At 63.0% G+C, this 12,344-nt stretch carries 15 protein-coding genes; 9 read left to right on the forward strand and 6 right to left on the reverse strand.

Translation table 11 applies throughout. From position 1 onward, the window contains the following. The first annotated feature begins 170 nt into the window (after positions 1-170). Positions 171-437: an usg protein gene (locus tag ACQ5BM_RS21710; RefSeq protein WP_173516711.1), complete on the forward strand. Its 267-nt coding sequence runs from the start codon at positions 171-173 to the stop codon at positions 435-437. Between the two features lie 119 nt (positions 438-556). On the opposite strand, the gene ACQ5BM_RS21715 is transcribed toward ACQ5BM_RS21710, so the two are convergent. Further along, a complete protein-coding gene (locus tag ACQ5BM_RS21715) occupies positions 557-1,282 on the reverse strand; it encodes a DUF2270 domain-containing protein (protein WP_429815740.1) in 726 nt (241 codons plus the stop codon). A gap of 203 nt (positions 1,283-1,485) precedes the next feature. On the opposite strand from ACQ5BM_RS21715, the gene ACQ5BM_RS21720 reads away from it, so the two are divergent. From ACQ5BM_RS21720 to ACQ5BM_RS21730, 3 genes are all read left to right on the forward strand, one after another. Then, complete coding sequence (locus ACQ5BM_RS21720) at positions 1,486-2,313, forward strand: methyltransferase (RefSeq protein WP_429815742.1); 828 nt, start codon at positions 1,486-1,488, stop codon at positions 2,311-2,313. A 208-nt stretch (positions 2,314-2,521) separates the two neighbouring features. After that, the gene (locus ACQ5BM_RS21725; protein ID WP_429815745.1) at positions 2,522-3,391 is read left to right on the forward strand and encodes an NAD(P)-dependent oxidoreductase; all 870 of its coding nucleotides are present in this window, start codon (positions 2,522-2,524) and stop codon (positions 3,389-3,391) included. Continuing rightward, positions 3,388-4,098 (forward strand): DNA alkylation repair protein, encoded by a 711-nt coding sequence (locus tag ACQ5BM_RS21730; protein WP_429815748.1) that lies wholly within the window; start codon positions 3,388-3,390, stop codon positions 4,096-4,098. Before ACQ5BM_RS21725 ends, ACQ5BM_RS21730 begins: the two co-directional genes overlap by 4 nt. A gap of 9 nt (positions 4,099-4,107) precedes the next feature. Here ACQ5BM_RS21730 and ACQ5BM_RS21735 read toward each other — a convergent pair whose 3' ends face one another. The 3 genes from ACQ5BM_RS21735 to ACQ5BM_RS21745 form a co-directional block, all read right to left on the reverse strand. Beyond that, a complete protein-coding gene (locus ACQ5BM_RS21735) occupies positions 4,108-4,596 on the reverse strand; it encodes an Lrp/AsnC family transcriptional regulator (RefSeq protein WP_173516716.1) in 489 nt (162 codons plus the stop codon). A gap of 65 nt (positions 4,597-4,661) precedes the next feature. Next, the gene (locus tag ACQ5BM_RS21740) at positions 4,662-5,300 is read right to left on the reverse strand and encodes a uracil-DNA glycosylase family protein (protein WP_429815750.1); all 639 of its coding nucleotides are present in this window, start codon (positions 5,298-5,300) and stop codon (positions 4,662-4,664) included. Then, the gene (locus ACQ5BM_RS21745; RefSeq protein ID WP_429815753.1) at positions 5,293-5,913 is read right to left on the reverse strand and encodes a thermonuclease family protein; all 621 of its coding nucleotides are present in this window, start codon (positions 5,911-5,913) and stop codon (positions 5,293-5,295) included. Before ACQ5BM_RS21745 ends, ACQ5BM_RS21740 begins: the two co-directional genes overlap by 8 nt. Before the next feature lie 277 nt (positions 5,914-6,190). Between ACQ5BM_RS21745 and ACQ5BM_RS21750 the strand changes: the two genes are divergently transcribed. Together ACQ5BM_RS21750 and petA are read left to right on the forward strand one after the other, a co-directional pair. Then, a complete protein-coding gene (locus tag ACQ5BM_RS21750) occupies positions 6,191-7,726 on the forward strand; it encodes a sensor histidine kinase (RefSeq protein ID WP_429815756.1) in 1,536 nt (511 codons plus the stop codon). A gap of 233 nt (positions 7,727-7,959) precedes the next feature. Continuing rightward, on the forward strand, positions 7,960-8,529 hold the full coding sequence (petA, locus tag ACQ5BM_RS21755; protein WP_429815759.1) for a ubiquinol-cytochrome c reductase iron-sulfur subunit: 570 nt from the start codon (positions 7,960-7,962) through the stop codon (positions 8,527-8,529). A 79-nt stretch (positions 8,530-8,608) separates the two neighbouring features. Here petA and ACQ5BM_RS21760 read toward each other — a convergent pair whose 3' ends face one another. Together ACQ5BM_RS21760 and cobT are read right to left on the reverse strand one after the other, a co-directional pair. Continuing rightward, positions 8,609-9,022, reverse strand: coding sequence for a diacylglycerol kinase (locus ACQ5BM_RS21760; RefSeq protein WP_173516722.1), 414 nt, complete (start codon positions 9,020-9,022; stop codon positions 8,609-8,611). Between the two features lie 328 nt (positions 9,023-9,350). Then, positions 9,351-10,367, reverse strand: coding sequence for a nicotinate-nucleotide--dimethylbenzimidazole phosphoribosyltransferase (gene cobT / locus ACQ5BM_RS21765; RefSeq protein ID WP_429815761.1), 1,017 nt, complete (start codon positions 10,365-10,367; stop codon positions 9,351-9,353). Between the two features lie 213 nt (positions 10,368-10,580). Here cobT and ACQ5BM_RS21770 point away from each other — a divergent pair, with 213 nt between their 5' ends. The 3 genes from ACQ5BM_RS21770 to ACQ5BM_RS21780 are packed head-to-tail and all read left to right on the forward strand — an operon-like array spanning position 10,581 to position 12,325. Continuing rightward, complete coding sequence (locus tag ACQ5BM_RS21770) at positions 10,581-11,369, forward strand: adenosylcobinamide-GDP ribazoletransferase (protein WP_429815763.1); 789 nt, start codon at positions 10,581-10,583, stop codon at positions 11,367-11,369. 36 nt (positions 11,370-11,405) lie between these two features. Further along, a complete protein-coding gene (locus ACQ5BM_RS21775; RefSeq protein ID WP_429815765.1) occupies positions 11,406-11,627 on the forward strand; it encodes a DUF1289 domain-containing protein in 222 nt (73 codons plus the stop codon). Beyond that, entirely contained in the window at positions 11,624-12,325 is a 702-nt protein-coding gene (locus ACQ5BM_RS21780; RefSeq protein ID WP_429815767.1) for a retropepsin-like aspartic protease family protein, read from the forward strand. Before ACQ5BM_RS21775 ends, ACQ5BM_RS21780 begins: the two co-directional genes overlap by 4 nt. Positions 12,326-12,344: the final 19 nt, after the last annotated feature.

The following is a 12,344-nucleotide window of genomic DNA, read 5'->3' on the forward strand; positions in this document are numbered from 1 at the left end:
CGCTTTAGGTCCGAAAGCCACTACCGGAAAAGCTTGGCAGCACTCTTCGCAAGGTGCTGCCAAGCTTTTGTTATTTCTACGAAAGTTTCATTTCGGGGCAAACATTAGCCCTTGATTAAGAAATCAAGCGTTTCATCATAGAGACCACCTTTGCGAGAAGTGAGGTCCTCATGACAAACGAGATGGAACTTCAGCTTAAAGGCTATGGCCTGACGACGGCCCAGATCCTCTATCACATGCCGGATCATCCGACCTTCCTCCAGACCTATGTCTGGCAGCACTACGACATCGCGCCCGACTTTCCGGAGATGCGCAGCTTCCTGAAATTCTGGCAGGAAAAACTGGATGGGCCGCTGCATTCGGTGCGCTATGTGCACCGCAAGCTGATCTCGGCAACGGAATGGCGGGCGTTGAAGGGCGAGTTCATCCTGCACTGAACCGCCGATCGAAACTGATGAGCCTAAGTGGCCGTTCGGTCAGGCTACCCGCATTGCAATCGGCATGCCTGAACTACCGCGATGGCGCAGGCGTTCAGGACCCTCCAGGCGACGCGCCCTCAAACATGCACCTCCCCATGCGCCAATTCCCCTTCGCCCGGCTCCCTGTGCAGCGAGCCGTAGAGCACCAGCGCATAGAACAGCAACACGCCAACGATCACCGGCCAGCCGGATATGGGGCCAAGCGCCGCATTCTGGGCGACATCGGCCCAGGAGCGCACGTGGCCGAAGGGCTCGCCATTGGTCGAGATCTTCGGCGAGGAGATCTTCAGCGTCCAGGCAAGCAGCAGGATCAGATACATCCAGCAATAGTTGCGCTGCAGCCGCCGGCAGACGGCCTCACGGTAACTCATCAGGAAGGCCGGCTTGCGCAGGCTCTTGGCGATCGCCACCGCCCAGTTGAGGTTCGGCGTTCCGTCCGGTGCGAGGATCTGCGCGAAATACCCCCGCTCCAATTGCCTGACGCGCGCCCGGTAGACATCGAAGAAGCGATAGCGCCGCGCTTCGATGAGCAGCAGCAGGGTGATCAGCAGCATCGCGAAGAGCAGCACGCTATGGTGCGACGACGGGGTCGACAGGGAAACGGAGAGCAGCGCGGCGGCGACGGTGATCGCCCAGTTCGAAGTCCGGTCGATGCGATCGCGCCAGCCGGCCATGCGGCCCAATTCGCCCCGGTAATAATGCACGACTGCGTTGATCTGCTCCTGCGATGACTGCGGCAGCGGCGGCCCCTTCGGCTCCTTGATCTCCGTCGTTATCACCAATGGACCAAGTTCGGCGGACATTGGCGTTCCTCCCATGTTTTCTTATGGTTATGATGATGACTCCATTCCTCCGCCCGATAAATCCCGCTGCCCCACGCGTCGCCGTTTTTTCCCTTCGAAAGGACTAAATTTCTGTATCCGTTCGCAATCCATGCGTGAGCGGCCGCGGTAATCGATCGCCGACGGTGATTGCCAAAGCCCCTTTGCGGACGTAAGAAGCGCCCATGACCCAGAAGAGCACGAAAATCGACGAGGAAGCGCTGGCGGAAGCCTATAACCGCGCCCTCTCCCTGGAAAAATCCGGCAGCTTCGATGCCGCTGCCGACGCCTATGCCGAAGTGCTGGCGCTCGACCCGGAAGACCACGGCGGCGCTGCCGTGCGGCTGGCTTCGATGGGGCGCGGCGAGACGCCGGTGAAGGCGCCTGACGCCTATGTCGCCACGCTCTTCGACCAGCATGCCGAGGTCTTCGACAACGTGCTCGTCGACCAGCTCGGCTACTGCGTGCCGCTGCTCGTTCGCCAACGGCTGCAGGCGCTCGAACTCGGCCCATTCGATCGCGTGCTCGATCTCGGCTGCGGCACGGGCCTCACCGGCGGTGCGCTCCGCGACATGGCTGACGATATCACCGGTGTCGACCTCTCCGAAAACATGGTCGAGATCGCGCATGAGAAGGATCTATACGAGACGCTCTACGTCGCCGAAGCCGTCGATTATCTCGACGACAATGACGACGAGCCCTTCGACCTGATCGTCGCGACCGACGTGCTTCCCTATATGGGCGCGCTCGAGGCGCTGTTCTTCGGCGCCGTCGACAATCTGGTGCCCGGCGGCCTGCTGATCTTCTCCAGCGAGACGCTGCCGGCCGAAACCTTCGCCGGCCGCGATTTCATGGTCGGTCCGCACCAGCGCTTCGCCCATGCCGAAAGCTACCTGCGCAACCGTCTCGCGGCCACCGGCTTCGAGATCGTCGAGGTCGGCGACATCACCGTGCGCATGGAAGAAGGCGAACCGATCGCCGGCCATCTGGTGATCGCCCGCTTCAAGCCCTGATTGATCTCATGCCGCTCGTATAATTCCTCAAGTCGAAATCGATCTGAGGGTAAAATTATGCAGCAGATTTAAAGCGTTACAGCGTCCTTTGCGCGTCTTGAATGACGCGCGGCGCTGCAGGCGAGCATCGAATGATGCCTTCCTTCGCTCTTTTCCCCATCCGCGCCATCGGCTACACCAATGCGAAAGCAATGGGAGTATTCGAAAAATGGCAAAGGTCGCATTCATCGGTCTCGGCGTCATGGGCTATCCCATGGCCGGCCACCTCAAGGTCCGCGGCGGTCACGAGCTGACGGTCTACAACCGTACCTTCGCCAAGGCCGAGAAATGGGCCGCCGAGTTCGGCGGCCGCGCGGTGCGCACACCGGCGGAAGCGGCCGACGGCGCCGAATTCGTATTTTCCTGCGTCGGCAATGACGACGACCTGCGCTCGGTAACGACGGGCAAGGACGGCGCTTTTGAAACGCTTGGCGCGGGCGCCGTCTTCATCGACAACACCACCGCTTCCGCCGAGGTCGCCCGCGAACTCTACGAAGCGGCGAAGGCGCGCAACGCCCACTTCATCGATGCGCCGGTTTCCGGCGGCCAGGCCGGCGCCGAAAACGGCGTGCTGACGGTGATGTGCGGCGGCGACGAGCCGGTCTTCGATCGCGCCAAGCCCATCATTGAAGGCTTTGCCCGCATGGTCGGCCTGATGGGCCCGGCCGGAGCCGGACAGATCACCAAGATGATCAACCAGATCTGCATCGCCGGCCTCGTCCAGGGGCTTGCCGAAGGCATTCACTTCGGCAAGAAGGCCGGGCTCGATATCGAGAAGGTGGTCGACGTCATCTCCAAGGGCGCCGCCGGCTCCTGGCAGATGGAGAACCGCCACAAGACGATGAACGCCGGCAAGTATGACTTCGGCTTCGCCGTCGACTGGATGCGCAAGGACCTCGATATCGTGCTGGCGGAAGCCCGCCGCAACGGCGCCAAGCTGCCCGTGACCGCCCTCGTCGACCAGTTCTACGGTGACGTTCAGGCCATGGGCGGCAACCGCTGGGATACATCCTCGCTGCTCGCCCGCCTCGAAAAATGAGCCTCGGCCCGTCCTCGACCGCAGACGAGATCATCGCTCACCTGCGGTCTCTTGGCTCTGAAGGCAATCTCGCCGGCATGGCGCGCTTCGGCATCGTCACCGAGGCCGCCCTCGGCCTCTCCAATGTCGAGCTGCACAAAGTGACTCGGCAGGTGAAAGCCGATCACCCTCGCGCGCTGGAACTCTGGCAGTCCGGCATCCGCGAGGCGCGCATCCTGGCCGCCTTCACGGCCGAGCCGAAAGTTCTGACACTGGAAGAGGCGCGCCGCTGGGCGGACGATTGCAATTCCTGGGAAGTCGTCGACACCGTTGCCGACCTTTTCGTCGCCGCCCGCTTCGAGCGTGAATTGATCCCGGAATTCGCCGCCGACGAACGCGAGTTCGTCCGCCGCATCGCCTTTGCGATGATTGCAACCGCCGCAGTCCACCTAAAAAAGGAACCGGACGCGACGCTCCTCAGCTGGCTGCCGCTGATCGAAAAGCACGCAGGCGACGAGCGGAATTTCGTCAAGAAGGCAGTCAACTGGGCGCTCAGGCAGATCGGCAAGCGCAATGCCGCCTGCCACGGTCCGGCACTGGCGCTCGCGGAACGCCTGGCCGCAAGCACGAACCGCGCCGCCCGCTGGACGGGCAAGGACGCGGTTCGCGAACTTAGGAGCGACAAGGTGCTCGCACGGCTCGGTCTCGATCAAAGCCGAGCCGGTTAGTGGATACCCTCAGTCCTCGGAGGATTTCGCCTGATCGATCACCATGTAGTCGAGCGGAAGCTCGGTCGTGTACTTGATCTGCTCCATGGCGAAGGCGGAGGAGACGTCACGGATCTCGATCTTGGCGATCATGCGCTTGTAGAACGCATCATAGGCAGCGATATCCGGCACGACCACGCGCAGCAGATAATCGACGTCGCCGCTCATGCGGTAGAATTCCACCACCTCGGGAAACTCGGAGACCACCTCGGAGAAACGGCGAAGCCATTCCATCGAGTGCGAATTCGTGCGGATCGACACGAACACCGTGACCTTCGTGTTGATCTTCACCGGATCGAGAAGGGCGACGCGACGGCGGATGACGCCATCCTCTTCCATCTTCTGGATGCGCCGCCAGCACGGTGTGGTCGAAAGTCCCACCTTCTTGGCAAGGTCGGCAACGGCCAGCGTGGAATCCTCCTGCAGCAGGCGCAGGATTTTGCGGTCTAGGCGGTCCATGAAAGTCCCTCTCGAATTATTTTTCCCTCTATAGCGCGAAATTGGTGAAGATAAAGAAAATTGTTTCAGGCTGTGAGCATAGTCACCCGCTCCCGCAGGAACGGCAGAACATCGGCCTCGAACCAGGGATTGCGCTTCAGCCAGCCCGTGTTGCGCCAGCTCGGATGCGGCAGCGGCAGGATGGCGGGATCCCTATTGCGCAGCGCGTAACGCCGCCAATCCTTCACCGTCTCGGTCATCGATTTCGGGCAGTGCGGACCAATATGCCAGCGCTGCGCATAATGGCCGATCGCCAGCACCAGCTCGACCTGCGGCATCAGATCCATCACCCGCTGCCGCCACAGCGGCGCGCATTCCCGACGCGGCGGCAGGTCGCTGCCGTGGGCGTCATAACCCGGAAAGCAGAAGCCCATGGGCACGATCGCAAATTTCCCCGGATCGTAGAAGGTCTCGCGGTCCACCCCCAGCCATTGCCGGAGCCGATCGCCGGACGCATCGTTGAAGGGCAGCCCGCTGTCATGCACGCGAAGCCCGGGCGCCTGCCCGGCGATCAGGATGCGCGCGGCCGTCGAGATCACCGCCACCGGTCGCGGCTCATGCGGCAGCCGGTCGTCATCGCCGCGCATCGGGCTGTCGCGACAGATGCGGCAGGCGGCAATCGCAGCCCGCAGCCGCTCCAGGTCCGGGAGATCGTTCTCAGACATCACCAATACTCGCAAACAATGCGGTCAGGCGCTCCAGCAGCCAGCCCCTGATCGTCTCCAGCCAACCGTCGACCAGATGCGGGCCCTCGTCCGGATGGCCGTTCGTCCGGCGCCATTCCTGCGGCGCCGTGAACTCGCCTCCCCAAAGGCCGCGCCGCTCCTTCTCCGCCCGCGCCTCTTCCGCCTGGTAGCGCCCGTAACTGACCGCGTAGCCGGAGAGCACCATCTCCCGGCCGACATCACGTCCGCCTGCCTCGCAGGTCCCAAGGTCGCGGCCGTAGCGGTCGCGTCCATGGAAGCGGCAGTGCACATCGTCCGCCGAAATCAGCGCTCTCAGGCGATCACGCGCCTCACGGCCGCAATCCCACGTCCCGCCGTCGCGCTCGCAGCTCTGGTCCAGTTCAGGCGCATCGATCCCCTCGATGCGGATGCGCTTGCCATCGAGGCGAAGGCTGTCGCCGTCGCTTGCCGTGGCGAGGCCACGCGCCTCGCCAGTCGCCGCGCGCTCCGCCACCGGCAGTTTGTCGGCGAAGTAGGCGCCGATCGAAAGGATCAGAAGAAAGATCCACCCGACGCGCATCCCGCCACGGCCGGCCGGTCGCGATCGGCCCACAGGGCCTCCGCCTCGCCCGCCCGTGAAGCGGTATCTCGTCCGGCCCGATTTCACGTTCCTGCACCTCGATCGTTACGCGCGTTCCCGATACACACGGGGCGCACCATGAATACACATGATTCCAAAAGCTTGGAGGCGAAATCTCATGCGCCGGCTCTCGCTTTCGGCCGAAAGACACCCCCGCGCCACAATGGTTGTCGAATCCTTCACAGCCGGCAGCAACTTCTTAAGGATTGCTCACTAGACTGCAAGGAAACCATAACCTTCGCATAAGAGCATGAGTATCGCCGCCAGCACCTCGACAGATAAGATCATTGTCGACAAGTCGCGAAACCATCGAAACAAGGCCGTTTCGAGGACGGTCCGCGCGACGCGCGAACGGCTGCAAGCGGGCTCGTCCGCGCCTTCGGGCTTCGAGCGCGAGATGCTCAATCTTTACATCGGTTCCGTCCTGCATGGCGCCATTGCCGTCCCGGTGCTCGTCACCCTGATTGCCGCCGTCGGGGTCTATCTCTCCGGCAATCTCAGCATCGTCCTCTGGGCGGTCATGACCCTTTCGGCGCATGCGGTGACGCTCGTGCTGGCAAGGAAGGCCCGCAAGAAGGACATCAGCGCGGAAAAGGTTCCGGTCTGGCGCCGGCGTCTGCTGCTCGCCCAGGTGTTGATGGGTCTCTGCTGGGCGGCCCTCGTTGCTCAGGATTGCGCGACCTGCGGCGATGTCCGCCTTGGCTTTTTCGTCGGCACTGCACTGCTCTTCGCGCTCGCCATCACCGCCATGGGCACATTCCTGTTGCGCAATGCCCTGCTGTGCACGTTCACACCCGTGATCGCCGCATTGGCCTTCGTCTCGCTGACGACGGGCAATCAGACCTATATCGGCCTCACCGGCATCATTTCGCTGTCTCTGCTCTTCCTCGTGGTCATGACCGACCGCATGAACCGCGCCAATGTCCACATTCTCTCGGTTCAATCGGAGAAGGACGATCTGATCGCCGAGCTCGAAGTGGCAAAATCGATGTCGGACGAAGCGCGGCGCCGCGCGGAGGAAGCGAACCTCGCCAAGTCGCGCTTTCTGGCATCCATGTCGCACGAGTTGCGCACGCCGCTGAACGCCATCCTCGGCTTCTCCGAAGTCATGTCGACGGAAGTCCTGGGCCCGCTCAGCAACCCGACCTACAAGGAATACACCAACGATATCCATCGTTCCGGCGAACACCTGCTGAACCTGATCAACGAAATCCTCGACCTGTCGCGCATCGAGGCCGGCCGCTACGATCTGAACGAGGACGCAGTCAGCCTTGTCGAGATTGCCGAGGACTGCGTCGGCATGGTGCAGTTGAGGGCGCGCGCCAAGAACATCACCATCCACTCGCAGTTCGAAACTGGCATGCCCTCGGTCTGGGTCGACGAAAAGTCGATGCGGCAGGTCATCCTCAATCTGCTGTCGAATGCGGTGAAGTTCACCAATGCCGGCGGCGAAATCACCTTCAAGTGCGGCTGGACCGCCGGCGGCGGACAATATCTGTCGATCAAGGACAATGGTCCGGGCATCCCCGAGGAGGAAATCCCGATCGTCCTGTCGGCCTTCGGCCAGGGCTCGATTGCGATCAAGAGTGCCGAACAGGGCACCGGCCTCGGCTTGCCGATCGTCCAGGCCATCCTCGCCAAGCACAATGGCGAATTCATCCTGCGCTCCAAGCTTCGGGAAGGCACGGAGGCGATCGCCATCCTGCCGGCCCGCCGCGTGCTTGAAAGCCTGCCGCCGGTCGAGGACGTGGCGGCCCCGGTCCGCCGTCGCAAGAGTTTCGCCTGATCCCCATGCGCTGAAGCGGTTCATGCTTGCCACCTAAAGCGCGCGGCGCCGTGAGCGCCACTGCAAGGCAACACCTTAATTCCGGAGCGAATTAAGGATAAAATTGCAAGATAAAGGTCGGATACCGCCACGCTTGCATCGCAACCACGATAGCCGAAGGTCGGACGTCCCTTCTGCCCCTCGCCAGGGCCATGTCGCTCGACCGCGTGGCGCGACGGAAGGAGCGCTGTGGCATGAACATATTCACTGATGAAACCAGGGAGCCGACAAGGCGCGAATTCCTCTATCTTTCCACCGGTATTGCCGGCGCCGTCGGAGTGGCTGGCGCTTCCTGGCCGTTCTTGGACCAGATGAACCCTGACGCCTCGACGTTGGCGATGGCCTCGATAGAGGTCGACGTAGCCTCGCTTGAGGAGGGAGCGTCGATGACGCTCAAGTGGCGGAGCCGCCCGATCTTCATCCGCAACCGGACGCCCAAGGAGATCGAGGCGGCGAAGGCGGTCGCGATGGACGAGCTCAAGGACCCGGTGGCGCGTAACGCCAATCTTCCCAAGGACCAGCCGGCCACCGATCTTGCGCGTTCGGCCGGAGAGGGCCGAGAGAACTGGCTCGTGATGGTCGGCGTCTGCACCCACCTCGGCTGCATCCCGCTCGGCCAGTCGGGCGACTATGGCGGCTGGTTCTGCCCCTGCCACGGCTCGCACTACGACACGGCCGGCCGCATTCGTAAGGGTCCTGCCCCGGAGAATCTGGCGATACCGCCGATGACGTTTATCTCCGATACCGTCATCAAGATCGGCTAGAGTGCCGTGCGTCCAGATGAACGCACAAAGGACGCTCTAACTAAATTCTAGCGCACATTTCGCTGCGGGATGTGTCGCCTCAGTTCATGAAGCCGTCGAAGATCACGACGTAACCGGCATAGACGGCATTGGCGATGATCAGGCAGAGGCAGGCGAAGGAACCGAGATCCTTGGCGTTCTTGCCCATTTCCGAGATTTCCGGCGATACGCGGTCGACGATCTCCTCGATCGCCGTGTTGATCGCCTCGAAGGCCATCATCAGCAGGAACAGAATCGCCATCGCCACGAATTGGAAGAAGGTCGCGCCGACGATGACGAAGGCAACCATGGCAATGCCGAAAGCGATCAACTCATGGCGGAAAGCAGCTTCGCTGATCAGCCGTTTCGCGCCACCCAGCGAATAGCTGGCGGCGGCGAAGAGATGACGAATGCCGGTCTGCTTCTCGACAGGACTCGTCTGGCCAATGCGGTGCGTGGTGTTCTTGGCGTCCATTTCTTCTCGATAGGGCTTGAAACTGCGCTTGCTTCGACATCGTGAATGAGGCGAATGCAAGGCGTTCCCGGTTGCGGCGGCCTGCTGCACGTATCCGTAGATCCTATCCGATCCAGCGATAAAACATGCAACACTTCAAAGTGCTGCAGCGACCTTTGCGCGTCTGACGGGGCGCGCGCGCTGTCAGACCATAGTTAGGGCTGCATGTGCGCTTTGGATAGGCGAGAAGCACGTGACCATCAAGGCCCGCCATGCGCGGGAATGGCGCCCGCGACAGGCTTTGGACAGCAATTGGCCGGCTTTGCTGCGAAAGCCGGCCGTATCTTGATTATTCCTTGTTGCTGACGCCAGCCTGCGCGAAGGTCGCCATGCCACTGTGGCAGGCGGCCGCCGCCTTGACGATGCCGGCGGCAAGTGCGGCCCCCGTGCCCTCGCCGAGCCGCATGCCGAGCGCCAGCAGCGGCGTCTTGCCGAGCTTCTCGATTGCGCGGATATGGCCCGGCTCGCCCGAGACATGGCCGATCAGGCAGTGGTCTAGGGCCGACGGATTAGCCGCCTTCAGGATCGCCGCAGCCGCAGTCGCCACGTAGCCGTCGATGATGACGGGCACCTTCTGCACGCGGGCGGCGAGGATGGCACCCGCCATCGCCGCGATCTCGCGGCCGCCGAGGCGGCGCATCAGCTCCAGCGGATCGGAAAGGTGATCGCGATGCAGCGCCACCGCCTTCTCGACAGCCGCGATCTTGCGCTTCAGCACCTCGCCTTCGGAACCGGTACCCGGACCGACCCATTCCTCGGCCGTGCCGCCATAGAGGCCGAGATTGATTGCGGCCGCGATCGTCGTGTTGCCGATGCCCATTTCGCCGATGCAGAGCAGATCCGTGCCGCCGGCGATCGCCTCCATGCCGAAGGCCATGGTTGCAGCACAATCCCGTTCGGAGAGCGCTGCTTCCTCGGTAATGTCGCCGGTCGGATAATCGAGCGCCAGGTCGAAGACCTTGAGGCCGAGGTCGTGGCTGACGCAGATCTGGTTGATCGCCGCGCCGCCGGCGGCGAAGTTTTCGACCATCTGCGCAGTGACGGACGACGGGAACGGCGTCACGCCCTGACGGGTGACGCCGTGGTTTCCGGCGAAGATCGCCACCAGAGGCCGATTGACCGCCGGCGCCTTGCCGGTCCAGGCGGCGAGCCAGAAGGCGATTTCTTCGAGACGTCCGAGCGCGCCCGGCGGTTTCGTCAGTTGTGCGTCCCGTTCCCGTGCCGCAACCAGCGCTGCCGAATCCGGCCCCGGCAGGTTGCGCAGCAATTCGCGGAAATCATCAAACGGCAGGCCGCTGGCACTCATGCTGGATATCCTTGCATATCGTGAATCTACGCTCCTCATAGAGGGCGTCGAATTTTCGGGCAACGACATTTGCGCCAATCTGCGTCGCCAGAGCATGATCCGTCACGGGATGGACGATTCGACGCACCGCGATCCGGCGCGCTCGTCATGCCCTCACTTGCGGGCCGCCGTGACATCTGCGATGCGGCTGGGGGGTAGATCTTTGGAGGGGCCATGGGCTTTGTGGGCGATTTCTGTGACGACGTGGCGCGCTCGATCGGCTTCCTGAGCCGCATTCCCATGCCGGGACGTCATTTCGTCGGATACGACGGACGGCTGAACCGGGCCGTGCGCGCCTTTCCCCTTGCCGGCATCGTGATCGTCCTGCCCTCCGCTGCCGCTGCCAGCGCGATGAACGCGCTGCAGGTCGGTTCGCTTTTTGCCGCCTTCGTCGTCATCGCTCTCCAGGCGCTGCTGACCGGGGCGCTGCATGAGGATGGGCTCGGTGATACGGCCGACGGCTTTGGCGGCGGTCGCGACCGCGACGCAGCACTAGATATCATGAAGGACAGCCGGGTCGGCACCTATGGCGCCGTCGCGCTCATTCTCTCCTTTGGCTTGCGCGTTTCGGCGCTGGCCTCGATCCTGCCGCTCTTCACGCCGCTCGGCGCCGGCATGGCGATCCTTGGCGCCGCGGCGCTCAGCCGCGCCGCCATGGTCTGGCACTGGTCAAGCCTGCCGCCAGCCCGCAGCGGCGGCGTTGCGGCTTCCGCCGGGGTACCGGACCCGGCCGCCACGCGCGTTGCTCTCGGCTCCGGACTGATTGCAGCCATGCTGCTTTTCTATTTCGCCAAGGTCCCGGCCCTTGGCTTGATCGCGACGATTGCCACCTTCTTCGTCGCCGTCAAAGGGTTCGGCCGGGTCGCGACGCGCAAGATCGGCGGACATACGGGCGACACGATCGGCGCGACGCAGCAACTCACCGAAATCGCGGTGCTCGGCACCCTTGCGCTGACGGTCTGAAACATCGATATATTCAGGGAAAAATAGAGCAAGGCCATGGAATCTCCCTGCATTCTCGTCTGTTCGATCGATGACAAGACCGGCTACTGTTTCGGCTGCGGCCGAACGCGGGATGAAATCGGCCGCTGGACGCTCTACACCGACGCCGAACGCCGCGCGATCATGACGACATTGCCCGACCGGCTCGAGACCGTCGAACGCAAGCCCCGGCGCGAAACCCGCCGCAGCCGCCTGGCGAGGGAACGCGGCCAAGCATGACCCGTCTCGCCATTCTGCTCTCGATCCTGGCCATCGGTCTCATTCTGCTGATCGTCAACCACGATGCGGGCCGCACCATGGGCCTTGCCAATGAAGATTTCGGCCAATTGGTGTCGCTGGGCGCCATCGCCACGCTGATCGGCGCCGGCATTCTGCAAAGCCGTCGCCGCTTCGGCGAAGGGCTGCGCCAGGTCGCTATTTGGCTCCTCATCACGCTCGCCCTCGTCTCGGCCTATGTCTACCGCTTCGAACTGCAGGGTTTCGGCAATCGCCTGCTCGCCGGCCTCGTTCCCGGCCGCGCGACCGTCATCACCGACAGCGAGGGCCAGCAGGAAGTGGTGCTGCACAAGATGCTGAACGGGCACTTCGAGACCGGCGTGACCGTCAACGGCAAGGACATCAGCATGCTGGTCGATACGGGCGCCAGCAGCATCGCGCTGACCTACGAGGATGCCGAGCGCATCGGCCTCGATCCGGAAAACCTCAGCTATATCGTCACCGTCCTGACGGCCAATGGCCGAGCGCAGGCAGCACCCGTCATGCTCGAGGAAATCTCCGTCGGCCCGATCACCCGTCGCAACATCGGCGCAACGGTCGCCGCCAAGGGGCGGCTCGACCAGAGCCTGCTCGGCATGAGCTTCCTGTCGACGCTCGAGATGCTACAGATGCGCACCGACGAGCTGCGCCTGCGCGACTAGAGCGTCGCTGGTGCAGAAC

Origin of the sequence: Ensifer sp. B1-9, assembly GCF_050474445.1 — a bacterium.
Taxonomy (GTDB): domain Bacteria; phylum Pseudomonadota; class Alphaproteobacteria; order Rhizobiales; family Rhizobiaceae; genus Ensifer.

Coding starts and splice junctions, on each gene's coding strand:
- ACQ5BM_RS21710 (WP_173516711.1), top strand. CDS start 171: ATGACAAACGAGATGGAACTTCAGCTTAAAGGCTATGGCCTGACGACG.
- ACQ5BM_RS21715 (WP_429815740.1), bottom strand. CDS start 1,282: ATGTCCGCCGAACTTGGTCCATTGGTGATAACGACGGAGATCAAGGAG.
- ACQ5BM_RS21720 (WP_429815742.1), top strand. CDS start 1,486: ATGACCCAGAAGAGCACGAAAATCGACGAGGAAGCGCTGGCGGAAGCC.
- ACQ5BM_RS21725 (WP_429815745.1), top strand. CDS start 2,522: ATGGCAAAGGTCGCATTCATCGGTCTCGGCGTCATGGGCTATCCCATG.
- ACQ5BM_RS21730 (WP_429815748.1), top strand. CDS start 3,388: ATGAGCCTCGGCCCGTCCTCGACCGCAGACGAGATCATCGCTCACCTG.
- ACQ5BM_RS21735 (WP_173516716.1), bottom strand. CDS start 4,596: ATGGACCGCCTAGACCGCAAAATCCTGCGCCTGCTGCAGGAGGATTCC.
- ACQ5BM_RS21740 (WP_429815750.1), bottom strand. CDS start 5,300: ATGTCTGAGAACGATCTCCCGGACCTGGAGCGGCTGCGGGCTGCGATT.
- ACQ5BM_RS21750 (WP_429815756.1), top strand. CDS start 6,191: ATGAGTATCGCCGCCAGCACCTCGACAGATAAGATCATTGTCGACAAG.
- petA (WP_429815759.1), top strand. CDS start 7,960: ATGAACATATTCACTGATGAAACCAGGGAGCCGACAAGGCGCGAATTC.
- ACQ5BM_RS21760 (WP_173516722.1), bottom strand. CDS start 9,022: ATGGACGCCAAGAACACCACGCACCGCATTGGCCAGACGAGTCCTGTC.
- cobT (WP_429815761.1), bottom strand. CDS start 10,367: ATGAGTGCCAGCGGCCTGCCGTTTGATGATTTCCGCGAATTGCTGCGC.
- ACQ5BM_RS21770 (WP_429815763.1), top strand. CDS start 10,581: ATGGGCTTTGTGGGCGATTTCTGTGACGACGTGGCGCGCTCGATCGGC.
- ACQ5BM_RS21775 (WP_429815765.1), top strand. CDS start 11,406: ATGGAATCTCCCTGCATTCTCGTCTGTTCGATCGATGACAAGACCGGC.
- ACQ5BM_RS21780 (WP_429815767.1), top strand. CDS start 11,624: ATGACCCGTCTCGCCATTCTGCTCTCGATCCTGGCCATCGGTCTCATT.